We start from the raw sequence: 15642 nt of genomic DNA on the forward strand, positions 1-15642 counted from the left end.
CCGACGGGCGACCGTGGCGCGCTCAGGCCTGGCGCAATGCAGCCACGCGCTGCGCCAGCTTCTTCGCCGAGATACCGGTGCGTGCACCCAGCTCCTGCGCGAACAGCGATACCCGCAGTTCTTCCAGATCCCAGCGCAGCGCCTGCCATTGCGGGCGATCACGCAGGCCCTGCTGCTCGCCCGCCTCCAGCGCTTCCAGGAACGGATGCAGTTCCAGCATGCGCGCCTGGTCACGCGGCGGATCACGCTTGGCACGTTCGGTGCGCAGGATCATCGCCTTCAGATAGCGCGGGTACTGCGCCAGCGCGTCGGCCGGCGTGTCGCGCAGGAAGCCGGGGTGGATCAGCCCGGCCAGCTGCGCTTCCATGTCGTCCAGGTTGCCGCGCGCCCAGCCCATCAACGGCGCTTCCAGCATCGGCTTCAGCTCCGCCACCAGCGCCAGAATGGTCTCGGCCAGCTTCAGCCGCGACATCGCCTCGCCAAACAGGGCCTTGGCGGCGTGTTCGCGACGCTGCTCGAACGCCGTCGCATCGCGGATTTCCTCCAGGCCCTCGGCCAGCACCGCGTTCATCGCCGCATCGACCAGGTCACCACGCAGCCGCTCCTGCGATTCGATCGCGGCATACAACAGGCCGGTCTTGGCACCGACCGGCAACTGCTTGCGTGCCTGCTTCACCTTCTCGGCCAGGGCGATCTCCAGCAGGCGGCGCACGCCCAGCGGATGGGCGTCCTGCGCCTGCTGGCGATCAGCGAAGATGCGCAGCGCCACGCTGTCGCCCTCGTCCAGCAGCGCCGGATAGGCCGGCACGCCGGCTTCACCGGGTACCTGCAGCGGAATCGGCGTGGCCGGGAACGTGCGCAGGCCGTCAGCCGCCATCTCGCGCCCGGCACGCGCGGCGAAGGCATCGCCAGCACGGCCACCGAATTTCGCGCGCAGCGCTTCCAGATCACGCGAGGTGGCAAGCACCTTGCCCTGTTCGTCGCGCAGCCGCAGGTTCATGTGCAGGTGCGGCTCGATCGAACCCGGCTCGAAATCCAGTGCGGTCACCGTCGCGCCGGTCGCACGTGACAGGAAACGCGCCAGCTCGCCAGTGATGGCATCAGCGCTGGGCTGCGGGAAGGCCTCGTAGAACGCGCGACCGAAGTCCGGCGCCGGCACGTAGTTGCGGCGCATCGCCTTTGGCAGGCTGCGGATCAGTGCCGAGGCCTTGTCGGCGACAAAGCCCGGCGCCAGCCAGCCCAGCTGCACCGGATCCAATGCGTTGAGCAGGTGCAGCGGCACGTCCAGGGTCACGCCATCGTCGTCGGCCCCCGGTTCGAAGCGGTAGTGCAGCGGCAAGCGCGCCTGGCCCAGCGCCAGGTACTTCGGATAGCGTTCCTGTTCGCTGCCCTCACCGGGCAACAGGTCTGCCAACGACCAGTGCAGCGCCTTGCGCTGCTCCGGCGCCAGCCCTTTCCACCAGCTATCCAGTCCCGCCGCCGAGTGGATCTGCGGCGGCACCCGGTCCAGGTACCAGCGTGCCTGCCAGTCTTCGTCGGCAACGATGCCGGCGCGGCGCAGCTTGGCTTCTTCCTCGCGCGCGACCTCCAGCACCTTCTGGTTGTCGGCGACGAAACTGGCACGGGTATTGATCTCGCCGGTCACCAGCGCCTGGCGCACGAAGATGTCATGCGCCTCGCCCGGCGCGATGCGGCCGTAATGGACCGGTTTCTTCGGTGCCAGCACCAGGCCGAACAGGCTGATCTGCTCGGACGCCAGCACCTGGCCCTGCGCGCGCGACCAGTGCGGGTCGAAGTGCTTGCGCAGCAGCAGGTGCGGCAGTTCGGCGATCACCCAGTCCGGCTCGATCGCGGCCAGGGTCATGCCCCATACCTTCTGCGTATCCAGCAGGTTGGCCACCAGCAGCCACGGCGGTGGCCGCTTGGCCAGCGCCGAGCCGGGGAACGGCAGGAAGCGGCGCTGGCGTGGTGCCTGGAAATCGCCCTTCTCGGTGCGGTGGCCGATCTGCGTCGGCAGGCCCGCCACCAGCGCCCGGTGCAGGGTCTGGTAGGCAGCGGCACGCACGCGTTCGCTGAAGCCGCCACCGGCGGGCGCCTGTTCCTTCTGCGCGCGCACGGCCACCGGTGCCGGTGCGGCCTCGGCCTTGCCCTCGCGGGCCAGGCGCGCGGCACGATGCAACTGGCCGCGGGTGGCCTTTACTGAGGCCGCGTCATCACGTGCCGGTGCCGGCGCACTGCTGCCGGCCAGCAGCGGTGCCATCGATGCCTCGCTGGCCTCTTCCTTCCAGCCCAGTTCCTCGCACAGCAGCCGCAGCTGGCGATGCAGCTCGCGCCACTCGCGCATGCGCAGGAAGCCGAGGAAATGACGTCCGCACCAGTCGCGCAGCTTGGACTGGGTCAGGTCTTCGTGGGCCTGCCGGTAGGCATCCCACAGGCGCAGCACGCCGACGAACTCGGAGCGGCCATCGGCGAACTGCGCATGCGCGTTGTCGGCGGCACCGCGCGCTTCCGGCGGGCGTTCGCGCGGGTCCTGGATGCCCAGGAACGAGGCAATCACCAGCATCGGCCGCAGGCAGCCTGCAGCCTGTGCGGCGACCAGCATGCGCGCCAGCTTCACGTCCACCGGCAGGCGCGCCATCTGCTTGCCGATGGTGGTCATGCGCCGCTCGGCATCGATCGCGCCCAGCTCGGTCAGCTGCTGCCAGCCATCGGCAACGGCACGCTCGTCCGGCGCCTCCAGGAACGGGAACTCCTCGATGCGGCCCAGGCCCAGCTGCAGCATGCGCAGGATCACGCCGGCCAGGCTGGAACGGCGGATTTCCGGATCGGTGAACTCCGGCCGCGCCTGGAAATCCGCCTCGGCGTACAGGCGGTAGCAGATGCCTTCGGCGATACGGCCGCAGCGACCCTTGCGCTGGTTGGCGCTGGCCTGCGAGATCGGCTCGATGTGCAGGCGATCCAGCTTGTTGCGCGGGCTGTAGCGCTTGACGCGGGCGAAGCCCGGATCGACCACGTAGCGGATGCGTGGCACCGTCAGCGAGGTCTCGGCCACGTTGGTGGCCAGCACGATGCGCCGGTTCGGCCCGGGGTTGAACACCCGGTCCTGGTCCTGGTTGGACAGGCGCGCGTACAGCGGCAGCACCTCGGTATTGCGGTACTTGCGCCGTTCCAGCGACTGGTGCGCATCGCGGATCTCGCGCTCGCCCGGCAGGAAGATCAGCACGTCGCCGCGTGCGTCCAGGCGGGTGATCTCGTCGACAGCCGACACGATGGCATCGTTGACGGTGCGTTCGCCCTGGTCTTCGCCCTCGCCTTCCAGCGCGCGGTAGCGCACTTCCACCGGGTAGGTGCGGCCTTCGACGCTGATCACCGGTGCGTTGTCGAAATGCTGGGCGAAGCGTTCGGTGTCGATGGTGGCCGACGTGACGATCAGCTTCAGGTCCGGGCGCTTGCGCAGCAGCTGCTTCAGGTAGCCCAGCAGGAAGTCGATGTTGAGGCTGCGTTCGTGTGCCTCGTCGACGATGATCGTGTCGTAGTTCGACAACCAGCGGTCGCTGGCGATCTCCGCCAGCAGGATGCCGTCGGTCATGAACTTAATGCGGCTGTCGTCGCTGACCTTGTCATTGAAGCGTACCTGGTAGCCCACCAGCTGGCCCAGTTCGCTCTGCAGTTCCTGCGCCACGCGGCTGGCGACCGCACGTGCGGCGATCCGTCGCGGCTGGGTGCAGCCGATCATGCCGGCCTGGCCACGGCCTGCGGCCAGGCACAGTTTCGGCAGCTGGGTGGTCTTGCCCGAACCGGTTTCACCGGCGATCACCACCACCTGGTGGTCGCGGATCAGTTTGATGATCGCGTCGGCTTCACGCGCAATCGGCAGCTGCGGGTCCAGAGTAATGGACGGCTGCTGTTGCGCCCGTACCTGCCGACGCTGCACCGACGCCTGCAAGGCCTGCTCGAAAGTAGCGGCCAGTGCCGCATCCTGCGGCTTGGCCTGGCAACGCGAGAGCATTCCCAGCAAACGGCCCCGGTCGCGGCTCATGGCGCCGTCGATGGCGGCGCGCTGTTGGCGCAGGCGGGGCGATGGATTTTTATCGATAGAGTTCATCAATCGGTTCGTTCAAAACTTTGAAAGCGACCAGTCATCACGACCGGTTTATTGTGAAGGCCAACGATTCCATAAGGAGGAACCTCATGGCGAAGACCAAAAGCACGACCAAGGCCAAGACCGGCAAGCAGAAGCTTGCAGCGGCGGCACCGTCGGCGCCGAACATCGATATCGGGATCACCCAGGGCGACCGCAAGAAGATCGCCGACGGTCTGTCGCGCTTCCAGGCCGATGCGTTCACGCTCTACCTGAAGACGCACAACTTCCACTGGAACGTGACCGGGTCGATGTTCAACTCGCTGCACACCATGTTCGAGACGCAGTACACCGAGCAGTGGGCGGCACTGGACGACGTGGCCGAGCGCATCCGCGCGCTGGGCTTCAATGCCCCGGGCTCCTACCGGGAATTCGCTGCGCTGACCTCGATCGTCGAGGAACCGGGCCTGACCGACAGTGCGGACTGGCGTGAAATGGTACGCCAGTTGGTGGTCGCCAACGAAGCGGTATGCCGTACGGCGCGTGAAGTGCTGGATGTGGCGGCCAAGGGTGACGATGCCCCGACCGAGGATCTGATGACCCAGCGGCTGCAGACGCACGAGAAGTACGCCTGGATGCTGCGCTCGCTGTTGCAGTAAGGGTTGGGGGTGTTCGGCAGGGCTTGCAGCCCTGCACCCGCCGAAGCCTTCAAGCCAGAGCCAGAGCCAGAGCAAAAGCCAGTTTCCTGAAGGTTGGCGGGGTGGGTCCGGTTGAGGGGGCGCCGTAAACCCGTCCATGGGGGCTTGGTCGCGGCATCCATGCCGCTCACACCCCCTCAACCGGACCCACCCCGCCTTCGACAGATTTCCGTGATCTGCCAGGGCATTGCTTGGGGTCAGATCCGTTTTCCGCAGGAAAACGGATCTGACCCCATTTTGATTGTCGATATCTGACAGATTTCATCCACGCATGGCGTGGATCTACCCGCCACCGGGCCAAGTCTGGGGGAGAGCCCCCTGAGTCAGGGGGCAGACGCGAAGCGGCGGGGGTCTGGGAGCTGGTAAGTGGGGCCCGCGTTTCGCGCAGCGAAGCGTGGGAGCGGCAGCGCGCATGCAATGGCGCGTTCCCAAGGCGCAGCCCTGCCGCCGCCTCCGGGAGGTAAACTAGCGCGATGGCTTCCCGTCCCGCGCACGACCTGCTTCAACGCGTCTTTGGTTACGACGATTTCCGTGGTCCGCAGCAGGACATCGTGGAGCATGTGGCTGCCGGTCACGACGCCCTGGTGCTGATGCCCACCGGCGGCGGCAAATCGCTGTGCTATCAGGTCCCGGCCCTGCTGCGTGACGGTTGCGGCATCGTCATCTCGCCGCTGATCGCACTGATGCAGGACCAGGTCGAAGCCCTGCGCCAGCTCGGCGTGCGCGCCGAGTACCTGAATTCAACCCTGGATGCCGAGACCGCCGGCCGCGTCGAGCGCGAGCTGCTCGCCGGCGAACTGGACATGCTGTATGTCGCCCCTGAGCGGCTGCTGACCGGGCGTTTCCTGTCGCTGCTGTCGCGCAGCCAGATCGCCCTGTTCGCCATCGACGAAGCACACTGCGTGTCGCAGTGGGGCCATGACTTCCGCCCCGAATATCGCCAGTTGACCGTGCTGCACGAGCGTTGGCCGCAGATCCCGCGGATCGCGCTGACCGCCACCGCCGATCCGCCGACCCAGCGCGAGATCGCCGAGCGCCTCGATCTGCAGGAAGCGCGCCATTTTGTCAGTTCCTTCGACCGTCCCAACATCCGCTACACCGTGGTGCAGAAGGACAACGCCCGCAAGCAGCTGACCGACTTCCTGCGCGGCCACCGTGGCGAGGCCGGCATCGTCTACTGCATGTCGCGGCGCAAGGTCGAGGAGACCGCTGAATTCCTCTGCGGCCAGGGCTTCAACGCTCTGCCTTACCACGCCGGCCTGCCGCCGGAAGTGCGCGCCGGCAACCAGCGCCGCTTCCTGCGCGAGGACGGCATCGTGATGTGTGCCACCATCGCCTTCGGCATGGGCATCGACAAGCCGGACGTGCGCTTCGTCGCGCATACCGACCTGCCCAAGTCGATGGAGGGCTACTACCAGGAAACCGGACGCGCAGGCCGCGATGGCGAAGCCGCCGAGGCCTGGCTGTGCTACGGCCTGGGTGATGTGGTACTGCTCAAGCAGATGATCGAGCAGTCCGAGGCGGGCGAAGAGCGCAAGCAGCTGGAGCGGGCCAAGCTCGACCATCTGCTGGGCTACTGCGAATCGATGCAGTGCCGCCGCCAGGTGCTGCTGGCCGGCTTCGGCGAGACCTACCCCCAGCCTTGCGGCAACTGCGACAACTGCCTGACGCCACCGGCCTCGTGGGACGCGACCATACCGGCACAGAAGGCGCTGAGCTGCGTCTATCGAAGCGGCCAGCGCTTCGGTGTCGGCCACCTGATCGACATCCTACGCGGCAGCGAGAACGAGAAGGTGAGGCAGCAGGGCCACGACAAGCTGAGCACTTATGCCATCGGCCGCGACCTCGATGCACGCACCTGGCGCAGCGTGTTCCGCCAGCTGGTCGCGGCCAGCCTGCTGGAAGTGGACAGCGAGGGTCACGGTGGCCTGCGCCTGACCGATGCCAGCCGCGACGTGTTGACCGGCCGCCGCCAGATCAGCATGCGCCGCGACCCGGCCAGCAGCACCAGCGGACGCGAGCGCAGCGCGCAGCGCACCGGCCTGTCGGTGCTGCCGCAGGACCTGGCCCTGTTCAACGCGCTGCGCGGCCTGCGCGCCGAACTGGCCCGGGAACAGAACGTACCGGCGTTCGTGATCTTCCACGACAGCACCCTGCGCAACATCGCCGAGCAGCGCCCGACCAGCCTGGATGAACTGGCCCGGGTCGGCGGCATCGGCGGCACCAAACTGAGCCGCTACGGCCCGCGCCTGGTCGAGATCGTGCGTGAAGAGGGCTGACGGTATCGCGTTGCCGCGCTGCGCGGCCGCCGGGCATGGCCCCAACGGCGCGCGGGCGCCCCTGTAGAGCCGAGCCCACGCTCGGCTGCCTCTGCGCGAACAGCAGCCGAGCGTGGGCTCGGCTCTACGCTGGTGCAGGTCCAATCTTGAACCGGCCATTCAGCCGGAAGTGCATCCGCGTCCGCTTGCGGCTAGATTAGCGTCATGTCCCTGGCCTCGACCCTGCTCCGCGTCGTGCTCATGCTCAGCCTGTTGCTCAACGGGCTGAACGCGGCCCTGGCCCGTGGTCACGAAGAAATGGGGCGAATGGCTCACGCCGCAGCCGCGGCTGTTGATGGCGGCACTGCCGATTGCCACCACCACGCGGGCATGCAGGCCGACGCGGCCCCGCAGGCCAAGGCCCCGGCCCACGACGCCCACTGCCAGATCAAGGACTGCGTGCGCAGCTGCGCCCAGCACCCGCTGCTGGTGGTGCAGCCGTTGCCGTTCATGGCCGGACCGGCGCTGTCGCTGGCCCCGCAGCCGATGCCGGCCACCGGCCGGCCGGCGCCGCCGCTGCCGCCGATCTCACGCCCTCCCATCGGCTGATTCCACACGCACCGTGCGCCCTGCGCACCGCAGCCGGCCGCCTGCCGGCGTCTTTACGTGTCTGGAGTCACCACCATGAATACCCGTATCCCCCGCGGTCCGGGCCCTGTGCCCATGCCGTCGCGCCGCCTGTTCGTGCAGGGCCTGGCCGCCGGTGGCGTGGTTGCCGGCATCGCCGCTGTCGGCGTGCCGCAGCGCGCGCTCGCCGCCGCCACTGCCGCCCCACGCCTGGCCGGCGCCCCCGCCGTGCTCAGCGACACCCGCATCGAACTGGCCATCGGCGAATCGCTGGCCAACTTCACTGGCCGCACCCGTCCGGCGATCACCGTCAATGGATCGCTGCCGGCACCGATCCTGCGCTGGCGCGAAGGCCAGACCGTGGACCTGTTCGTGCGCAACACCCTGGAACGCCACCCGACCTCGATCCATTGGCACGGCATCCTGCTGCCTGCGAACATGGACGGTGTGCCGGGACTGAGCTTCAATGGCATCGGCCCCGGTGAGACCTACCACTACCACTTCGAACTGAAGCAGTCGGGTACCTACTGGTACCACAGCCACTCGATGTTCCAGGAGCAGGCCGGCCTGTACGGAGCGCTGATCATCGACCCGGCCGAGCCGGCGCCCTACCACCACGACCGCGAGCACGTGATCCTGCTGTCCGACTGGACCGACATGGCCCCCGGCGCGCTGTTCCGGCGCATGAAGAAGCTCGCCGAGCATGACAACTACTACAAGCGCACCCTGCCCGACTTCCTGCGTGACGTGAAGCGCGACGGTTGGTCGGCCGCGTTGTCCGACCGTGGCATGTGGGGGCGGATGCGGATGACGCCCACCGACATCTCCGACATCAATGCGCACACCTACACCTACCTGATGAATGGCACCGCGCCGGCCGGCAACTGGACCGGGCTGTTCCGCAGTGGCGAGAAAGTGCTGCTGCGCTTCATCAACGGCGCCTCGATGACCTACTTCGACGTGCGCATTCCCGGCCTGAAAATGACCGTGGTCGCCGCCGACGGCCAGTACATCCATCCGGTCAGCATCGACGAGTTCCGCATCGCGCCGGCCGAAACCTACGACGTGCTGGTGGAACCGACCGGGCAGGACGCGTTCACCATCTTCTGCCAGGACATGGGCCGTACCGGCTTTGCCGCCGGAACGCTGGCAGTCCGCCATGGCCTGCAGGCACCGATTCCCGCGCCCGACCCACGCCCGTTGCTGACGATGAGCGACATGGGGCACGACATGGGTAGTGGTGGCCATGGTGGCCATGACATGGCCGCGATGAAGGGCATGGAAGGCGGCTGCGGCGCCAGCATGGGCCACGACGGCGATACCGCCAGCAGGGCACCGAAGCACCCGGCCAGTGAGCGCAACAACCCGCTGGTGGACATGCAGAGCTCGGCCACCGAACCGAAGCTGGACGATCCCGGCATCGGCCTGCGCGACAACGGTCGCCAGGTACTCACCTACGGCGCGATGCGCAGCCTGTTCGAGGACCCCGATGGCCGCGAGCCGAGCCGCGAGATCGAGCTGCACCTGACCGGCCACATGGAGAAGTTCTCCTGGTCATTCGATGGCATTCCGTTCGCCAGCGCCGAGCCGCTGCGACTGAACTACGGCGAGCGCATGCGCATCGTATTGGTCAACGACACCATGATGCAGCACCCGATCCACCTGCACGGCGTGTGGAGTGATCTGGAGAACGCGCAGGGCGAATTCCAGCTGCGCAAGCACACCATCGACATGCCACCCGGCACCCGCCGCAGTTACCGCGTGCGTGCCGATGCGCTCGGTCGCTGGGCCTACCACTGCCATCTGCTGTACCACATGGAAGCGGGCATGATGCGCGAAGTGAGGATCGAAGAATGAGCCGCTCACTGCTTTCCCCCAGCCTGCTGGCCCTGGGCCTGGCCACCGCATTGCCGGTGTTCGCGCAGTCGCATGCCGGGCATGACATGGGCACGATGGACCCGCCGCCGAAGACCGCGAAGACCCCGGCCGAACCGGTCGATCACTCGAAGGTGGATCATTCGAAGATGAACATGGGTGCGGCGGGTCAGGCCGGCATGGACCACTCCACGATGGACCACTCGAAGATGGACCATGGCGCGATGCAGCCAGCGGCGATGGACCATTCCACGATGGATCACGCCGCCATGGGTCACGGCACGCCCGCACCGATCGAACCGCGCGAGCCGATCCCGGTTCCCACCGATGCCGACCGCGCTGCCGCCTTCCCTCCGATCGCGCATGGTGCGATGGAGCATGCACCACAGATCAACAGCCTGCTGCTGATCGATCGCCTCGAACACTGGGACGGCAAGAACAGCACCGGCCAGGCCTGGGAGGCCACCGGCTGGATCGGTGGCAACATCAACCGCCTGTGGTTGCGCACCGATGGCGAACGCAGCCGCGGCAGCACGGAATCGTCGTCACTGGAAGCACTGTATGGTCGCAGCGTATCGCCGTGGTGGGACGTGCTGATCGGCGTGCGCCAGGACTTCCGGCCGGCCGACTCGCGCACCTGGGCGGCCATCGGCATCCAGGGCCTGGCGCCGTACAAGTTCGAAAGCTCGGCGACGCTGTACATGGGTTCCGGTGGTCAGGTGCTGGCCAAGGCCGAGGTCGAGTACGACGTGCTGCTGACCAACCGCCTGATCCTGCAGCCGCTGCTGGAAGCCACCGTCGCAGCCAAGGATGAGCCGGAGTACGGCATCGGTCGCGGACTGAACAAGGTTGAAGCCGGGCTGCGCCTGCGTTATGAGTTCAGCCGTCGTTTCGCGCCGTACATCGGCATCAGCCACGAGCGCACGTTTGGCGACACCGCCGATCATGCTGGCGACCACGCACGCGACACTCGCTGGGTGGCGGGCGTGCGCATGTGGTTCTGAGCAGCGGTTCGTGAGCATTGGCCAGCCCCGGCAGCCGCCGGGGCCGGCTACACTGCGCCACGTTCCAATGCAGGCTCCGCCATGTCGCTGCAGATCCGCCGCGCCACCCTTGCCGATATCGACGCCCTGTCGGCCATCGCGATTGCAACCTACAACGAAACCTGGGGCGACTCGTACCCGGCGCAGGAGCTGCAGGATTTCCTGCAGGCGCGCTACAGCAGCGAACCGCAGCGCGCCGAACTGTCCGACCCGCGCGGCGCGATCTGGCTGCTGGTGGACGGCAACAACGTGGTCGGCTACCTGGCTGCTGATGCCAACACCCTGCCGCATGCCGAGGCCCGCGAAGGCGACATCGAACTGAAGCGGTTCTACATCCTGGCCGCACACCAGAACGGCGGCCATGGTGCACGCCTGATGGACGCGTTCATGGCCTGGCTGGACCAACCGCACCGCCGCACCCTGTGGGTGGGCGTCTGGGAGGAGAACTTCGGCGCGCAGCGCTTCTACGCGCGCTATGGCTGCAGCAAGGTCGGCGAGTACGACTTCATCGTCGGGGATACGCGCGACCGCGAGTTCATCCTGCGGCGGACGTGATCACGCGCTCCATGTAGAGTCGAGCTTGCTCGACTATAGGCGGCAACATCCAGTCGAGCATGGCTCGACGCTACAACTAGAAATCGAACAACTCAGACAGGAAGCTGTCCTTTTTCTTTTTCTTGTATCCGTGGCCCCGGTTGTCCTCGTAGCGCTGGCCCAAGTGGCGGGTATCACGATGCATCACCGGCGGCGGCGTGGTCGCCGGCTGCGCCTGCACAGGTGCCGGCGGCGGCAGCGCAGCGCCGGCGCGTTCGATGATCTTGTCCAGCTCGCCACGGTCCAGCCACACGCCACGGCAGCCGGGGCAGTAATCGATCTCGATGCCATGGCGCTCGGCCATCTGCAGGGTCTGGGTCTTGCACACGGGGCACAGCATGGGCATGGCTCCTGAAGGTCTGGCAACGACTCTACCTGCCCACCGATGACTGTGCGGCAACACATGACCGATGGCACACAGACTTCCGGCGCGTGCCAGCGTCCCGGCCGCCTTCCACACTCCACGCTGGTTCCGCAGGGAGTGCGTGCATGACCGTCCTGTCCCGCCTGCCCAACGCCGCGCGCCTGCTGCTGGTGCTGCTCGGCGTCGGCGTTGGCCTGAATCTGCGCGATGTCGCTGCGGCCGCAGGCGCGCCGATTCCCGCCTTGCCTATGCCCTACGGCGGCAGCCTGCTGGACAACGCACTGGCCGTCCTGCTGGCGCTGCTCCTGGCCGCACTGCTGCGCCCGCATGGGGTGGGCCTGATGGCCAGCCTGGGGCTGCACGGGAACGGCTGGCGCGGCCCGTTTTGGGTGCTGCTGGCCAGCCTGCCCTGCTGGCTGGGCCTGGCGGTGCTGGGCACGGCCAACACCGCACTGACCGCACTCGATGCGACGATGCTCGCCGTGCTGTTCCCACTGGCCGAAGAAGTGCTGTTCCGTGGCCTCGGCTTCGTGCTGCTGGTGAAGCTCATGCGTGGCCCATGGTCCCTGCTTGCGCTGCCGCAGGCGCTGCTGTTCGGTTGGGTGCACTGGCTGGGCTTCGGCGGCTTCGACGGCGGCGGCACTGCCCTGTTCGTCGGCGCGGTCATCGCACTGGGCGGCTTCATCTTCGCTTGGCTTGACCATCTGGACGGCGACACCCTGTGGTGCGGCCTGGTGCTGCATGTATCGATGAACATGGCGTGGAACGTGTTCAACCTCGACGACGCCGTCGCGCTGGGCTGGCAGGCCACCAGCCTGCGTATCGGCGCCGCGCTGCTGGCGGTGGCGGTGCTGGCCTGGCGGGTACGCCAGCGACGCCCGCGCCTGCTGTAACGCTCACTTAGCCTGCCGTGCACGCCGGGATCACCCCCGGCTTGCGCATAATTGCGCGCCTTTTCATTGCTGCTTTCCGGAGCTGTAGCGCCATGTTGCTGTCCAAGCGCCACGTTGAACCCCGCGTCCTGCTGATCGAGGACGCAGAGGAAACCCGCGAGCTGAGCCGTCTTGCGCTGGAAAGCCAGGCCTGCCACGTGGTGGGCGTGAGCTCTGCCGAAGCAGCATTGGGCCTGCTGGCCGCAGGTGAGCGTTTCGACCTGCTGTTCACCGACGTCAACCTGGGCCCGATCAGCGGCATTGAAGCTGCCAACCGGGTCCGCGGCCTGTATCCCCAGCTGCCGATCCTGGTGACGTCGGGCATGGACCAGCACCAGGTGCTGCCGCAGCTGCGCGACGGCATTCATTTCCTGCCCAAGCCCTACAACATGAGCGAGCTGCTCGACGCCATCCGCCTGTGCTTCCGGCACGCCGATGTGGGCGTATTGATCGGGCCGGATGCGCAGGCAGCGTGAGGCGTTGATCCACACATGGCGTGGATCTACCGGGTTCTTGCAGTAGATCGACGCCATGCGTGGATGGCGCCCACCTTCAACCGCTGCTGTACGGTCCGGTACCCGGGAACACCTTCAGCAGCGCGCGGGTGATCATGTCCGGATACACGGTGAAGTGGTCCTCGTCGTCGATCACCATGTTCTCCACCTTCAACGAATGCCCGCTGGCGCGCAGCTGCTCGGCGAACTCGGCGTTGTGGCGCAGCATGTCGTTGCGGGTGAAATAGCGCGGCTCCGGCTTCACCGTTTCGAAGCTGCCGATCGACAGCACCACCGTGGTCGGCTGCGTGGGCGCCTTGGCCTCGGCCTGCATGCGCGGCACCCGATGGTTGTCGAACCACAGCGACGGGCTTGACAGGATGTAGCTGTGGAACATGTCCGGGCGCGTGGTCAGCACGTAGGCGCCAAACAGGCCGCCATAGGAATGACCGGCATAGGCGCGCCGCGACGGATCGGTGCGGTAGCGTGCATCGATCATCGGCAGTACGCGCTCGGCGAGGAAATCGCGGTAATGTGCCGCGCCGCCGTAGCTGACGTCGTCGCTGTAGTCACGCGGATCGGTGCGCATCGGATCGCTGGGCGTGTAATCGCGCGAGCGGCTCTGCTTGGACGTCAGGCCTTCCTGCGGCGGCAGCCCGACCAGGATGAAATCCTCGATGTTGACGCCCTTCTGCCCCACCATGTTGCGCACGCTGCGCACCAGCGGGAAGCTGTACAGCGCGTCGGTCACATACAGCACCGGGTAGCGTTTCTCCGGATGCGCAGCGTAGTCAGCCGGCAGCGCTACCCAGATCGGGTAATCGCGGCCCACCGGATCGTGCACGCGCAGCGCTTCGGTATCCGGCAGCACCACGCCCGGCGCAGCGGTGGCCGCGCTTTCCTTCGCTTCATTCTGCGTTGCCGGTGGCGCCACCGACATCGCACAGCCACTCACGGCCAGGCAGGCCGCCACACTCCATCCACGCACACGCTGCATCCACACGCTCCCGTTGCGGGCGGCGCACCGCATGGCACCGCTGCCGCATCCTTGCATGGCGTGCAGCCCGGTGCCAGTGCGGTCAGGGCGAGGCCGGCGGCGCCGGGAACAGTGTGCGCAGCGCCTGCAATGCGGCCGGATGATAGATCGTAGCGTGGGTTTCTTCCGGCAACGGCAGGTACTTCACCAGCGGCGACGGCGAAGCCTGCTGCAGCAACTCGGCCAGTCGTGCAGTGGATGCGGCCAGCTCCGGCTGCCCACTGCTGGCCAGGAATACGCGCGGCTGCGCACGCGTCACCGCCGGCAGCTGTTTGGCTGCGCCGGCCAGCATTGCGCCACGGTTCCACCACAGGCTGGGGTCCAGCGCGATGTAGCTGTTGAACAGCGTCGGCTCCTGCAGCAGCGTCTCGACCACGAACAGGCCAGCCAGCGACTCGCCGATCAACGCGCGCTCGTCGGTAGTCGGGTAGCGCTGGCGCACCTGCGGCATCAGTTCATCGCGCAGGAAGCTGCGATAGGCCGCCGATCCACCAATGCGCGGCGCGATCTTCTGGTCCTGCGGATCGCTGCTCGGGCCGGTCATGTCACGACGGCGCTCGGTGTTCTCGATGCCGACCAGCAGGAACGGGCGCATGCTGCCGTTGCCGCTCAGCACCTGCACCAGCCCTGCCACGTGCAGGAAATCCTCACCGATGCCGCCGTCGGGCATGTAGATCACCGGCAGCGGCGCCTTCGGGTCCAGGCCCCAGGGCTGCGGGCGGTAGACATTGATGCGGCGGGTTTCGCCCAGCGCCTTCGACTCGATGGTGAAGGTCTCGCCGATGACCAAAGGCGAGGCGGCAGCGGGCGGCGCGGTTTCTGCAGCCATCAGCGGCGCGGCGGAGACAGCGGACAACAACAGCGACAGCACGATCAGACGCATGGGGCGGTCCATATTGGGAAAGCGCTGAGCATAGACCGCCGGAGGCACTGTCGTTCGCGGCACTTTGCCGATCGACCGGAACTGGAGCACCATGGAGTCGGTGATGGTCATGCAACGCGCACCATGGCTCACGGACTGGTCACCGCCACGCTCATATCCACAAGGAGGTTCCCATGTTGAGTGTATTGACCGCCACCGCCCTTGCCGCCGCATCACCTCAGGCCAGCAGCACTCCGCCAGCATCCGCAGCATATGCGGACTGCCTGTTCGCCCACCTCCAACCGGGATTGTCCGACCACGCGATCCCGCTGCTGCAGCAGGCCTGCGTCGCGAAGCATCCGGAGAGCTACGTCGCATATTCAGAACTGGAACGCCGGATCAGCGCGCAGCGCCGGGCTGACTTTGACGCGGCTCAAGCGGAAGCCGTGCGTTCCGCGAATGCGGCAGCGACGGCTGCACAAGAAGCTGCCGACGCGGCGGCCGCGAAAGCCAAGGGAATGCGGACGAAGTAGAGGCCCTGGACCAGGCAACAAAGAAGGCACCGCATTGCGATGCCTTTCTGAATGACCTGGGTCATGGGATGCAATGGTGGGCCGCGAAGGATTCGAACCTTCGACCAAAAGATTAAGAGTAACTGGGTAATTTCATTACTTTCAATGGGTTACGCCGCCACTCGTTCCACTTCAATCTTTAAAGCGGGCGCTTGTAAGCCTTGAGCCACAACGGGCGCAGGAATTTTGCGGAACGGATTTCCTCC

13 protein-coding genes are annotated in these 15642 nt (G+C 66.9%); 9 read left to right on the forward strand and 4 right to left on the reverse strand.

Annotated features, from left to right (window positions below):
- Positions 1-22: 22 nt before the first annotated feature.
- On the reverse strand, positions 23-4105 hold the full coding sequence (gene hrpA / locus ACEPA4_RS15350; protein ID WP_065185415.1) for an ATP-dependent RNA helicase HrpA: 4083 nt from the start codon (positions 4103-4105) through the stop codon (positions 23-25).
- Positions 4106-4191: 86 nt separating this feature from the next.
- Here hrpA and ACEPA4_RS15355 point away from each other — a divergent pair, with 86 nt between their 5' ends.
- The 6 genes from ACEPA4_RS15355 (at position 4192) to ACEPA4_RS15380 (ending at position 11137) form a co-directional block, all read left to right on the forward strand.
- Positions 4192-4740, forward strand: a complete 549-nt coding sequence (locus tag ACEPA4_RS15355) for a Dps family protein (protein ID WP_005418469.1) — start codon at positions 4192-4194, stop codon at positions 4738-4740.
- 512 nt (positions 4741-5252) lie between these two features.
- Positions 5253-7058, forward strand: coding sequence for a DNA helicase RecQ (gene recQ / locus ACEPA4_RS15360; protein WP_005418471.1), 1806 nt, complete (start codon positions 5253-5255; stop codon positions 7056-7058).
- A gap of 204 nt (positions 7059-7262) precedes the next feature.
- Entirely contained in the window at positions 7263-7646 is a 384-nt protein-coding gene (locus tag ACEPA4_RS15365) for a CopL family metal-binding regulatory protein (protein WP_065178174.1), read from the forward strand.
- A gap of 75 nt (positions 7647-7721) precedes the next feature.
- Complete coding sequence (locus ACEPA4_RS15370) at positions 7722-9521, forward strand: copper resistance system multicopper oxidase (RefSeq protein ID WP_164093320.1); 1800 nt, start codon at positions 7722-7724, stop codon at positions 9519-9521.
- Positions 9518-10543, forward strand: a complete 1026-nt coding sequence (locus ACEPA4_RS15375) for a copper resistance protein B (protein ID WP_188239604.1) — start codon at positions 9518-9520, stop codon at positions 10541-10543. The genes ACEPA4_RS15370 and ACEPA4_RS15375 overlap by 4 nt, the downstream gene beginning before the upstream one ends.
- Positions 10544-10624: 81 nt before the next feature.
- On the forward strand, positions 10625-11137 hold the full coding sequence (locus tag ACEPA4_RS15380; protein WP_374082882.1) for an N-acetyltransferase family protein: 513 nt from the start codon (positions 10625-10627) through the stop codon (positions 11135-11137).
- A gap of 76 nt (positions 11138-11213) precedes the next feature.
- On the opposite strand, the gene ACEPA4_RS15385 is transcribed toward ACEPA4_RS15380, so the two are convergent.
- Positions 11214-11516 (reverse strand): zf-TFIIB domain-containing protein, encoded by a 303-nt coding sequence (locus tag ACEPA4_RS15385; protein ID WP_053499357.1) that lies wholly within the window; start codon positions 11514-11516, stop codon positions 11214-11216.
- 149 nt (positions 11517-11665) lie between these two features.
- Here ACEPA4_RS15385 and ACEPA4_RS15390 point away from each other — a divergent pair, with 149 nt between their 5' ends.
- Together ACEPA4_RS15390 and ACEPA4_RS15395 are read left to right on the forward strand one after the other, a co-directional pair.
- Positions 11666-12433 (forward strand): type II CAAX prenyl endopeptidase Rce1 family protein, encoded by a 768-nt coding sequence (locus tag ACEPA4_RS15390; RefSeq protein ID WP_188239602.1) that lies wholly within the window; start codon positions 11666-11668, stop codon positions 12431-12433.
- A 92-nt stretch (positions 12434-12525) separates the two neighbouring features.
- A complete protein-coding gene (locus ACEPA4_RS15395) occupies positions 12526-12948 on the forward strand; it encodes a response regulator (RefSeq protein WP_005418495.1) in 423 nt (140 codons plus the stop codon).
- Positions 12949-13024: 76 nt separating this feature from the next.
- Here ACEPA4_RS15395 and ACEPA4_RS15400 read toward each other — a convergent pair whose 3' ends face one another.
- Both ACEPA4_RS15400 and ACEPA4_RS15405 read right to left on the reverse strand, forming a co-directional pair.
- Positions 13025-13963 (reverse strand): alpha/beta hydrolase, encoded by a 939-nt coding sequence (locus tag ACEPA4_RS15400; RefSeq protein WP_164093318.1) that lies wholly within the window; start codon positions 13961-13963, stop codon positions 13025-13027.
- 82 nt (positions 13964-14045) lie between these two features.
- Positions 14046-14885 (reverse strand): alpha/beta hydrolase, encoded by an 840-nt coding sequence (locus ACEPA4_RS15405; protein ID WP_164093317.1) that lies wholly within the window; start codon positions 14883-14885, stop codon positions 14046-14048.
- 173 nt (positions 14886-15058) lie between these two features.
- Between ACEPA4_RS15405 and ACEPA4_RS15410 the strand changes: the two genes are divergently transcribed.
- Positions 15059-15397 carry a hypothetical protein gene (locus ACEPA4_RS15410; protein WP_188239601.1) on the forward strand — a complete coding sequence of 113 codons (339 nt, stop codon included), beginning with the start codon at positions 15059-15061 and terminating at the stop codon, positions 15395-15397.
- The last annotated feature ends 245 nt before the right edge of the window (positions 15398-15642 follow it).

Origin of the sequence: Stenotrophomonas sp. P2112 (assembly GCF_041897515.1) — a bacterium.
GTDB classification, from domain to species: Bacteria; Pseudomonadota; Gammaproteobacteria; order Xanthomonadales; family Xanthomonadaceae; genus Stenotrophomonas; species Stenotrophomonas sepilia.

Excerpts from the sequence above, each read along its gene's own strand:
- ACEPA4_RS15355 (WP_005418469.1), top strand. The coding sequence starts at position 4,192 with ATGGCGAAGACCAAAAGCACGACCAAGGCCAAGACCGGCAAGCAGAAG.
- recQ (WP_005418471.1), top strand. The coding sequence starts at position 5,253 with ATGGCTTCCCGTCCCGCGCACGACCTGCTTCAACGCGTCTTTGGTTAC.
- ACEPA4_RS15405 (WP_164093317.1), bottom strand. The coding sequence starts at position 14,885 with ATGCGTCTGATCGTGCTGTCGCTGTTGTTGTCCGCTGTCTCCGCCGCG.
- ACEPA4_RS15375 (WP_188239604.1), top strand. The coding sequence starts at position 9,518 with ATGAGCCGCTCACTGCTTTCCCCCAGCCTGCTGGCCCTGGGCCTGGCC.
- ACEPA4_RS15365 (WP_065178174.1), top strand. The coding sequence starts at position 7,263 with ATGTCCCTGGCCTCGACCCTGCTCCGCGTCGTGCTCATGCTCAGCCTG.
- ACEPA4_RS15385 (WP_053499357.1), bottom strand. The coding sequence starts at position 11,516 with ATGCTGTGCCCCGTGTGCAAGACCCAGACCCTGCAGATGGCCGAGCGC.
- ACEPA4_RS15370 (WP_164093320.1), top strand. The coding sequence starts at position 7,722 with ATGAATACCCGTATCCCCCGCGGTCCGGGCCCTGTGCCCATGCCGTCG.
- ACEPA4_RS15410 (WP_188239601.1), top strand. The coding sequence starts at position 15,059 with ATGTTGAGTGTATTGACCGCCACCGCCCTTGCCGCCGCATCACCTCAG.
- ACEPA4_RS15395 (WP_005418495.1), top strand. The coding sequence starts at position 12,526 with ATGTTGCTGTCCAAGCGCCACGTTGAACCCCGCGTCCTGCTGATCGAG.
- ACEPA4_RS15400 (WP_164093318.1), bottom strand. The coding sequence starts at position 13,963 with ATGCAGCGTGTGCGTGGATGGAGTGTGGCGGCCTGCCTGGCCGTGAGT.
- ACEPA4_RS15390 (WP_188239602.1), top strand. The coding sequence starts at position 11,666 with ATGACCGTCCTGTCCCGCCTGCCCAACGCCGCGCGCCTGCTGCTGGTG.
- ACEPA4_RS15380 (WP_374082882.1), top strand. The coding sequence starts at position 10,625 with ATGTCGCTGCAGATCCGCCGCGCCACCCTTGCCGATATCGACGCCCTG.
- hrpA (WP_065185415.1), bottom strand. The coding sequence starts at position 4,105 with ATGAACTCTATCGATAAAAATCCATCGCCCCGCCTGCGCCAACAGCGC.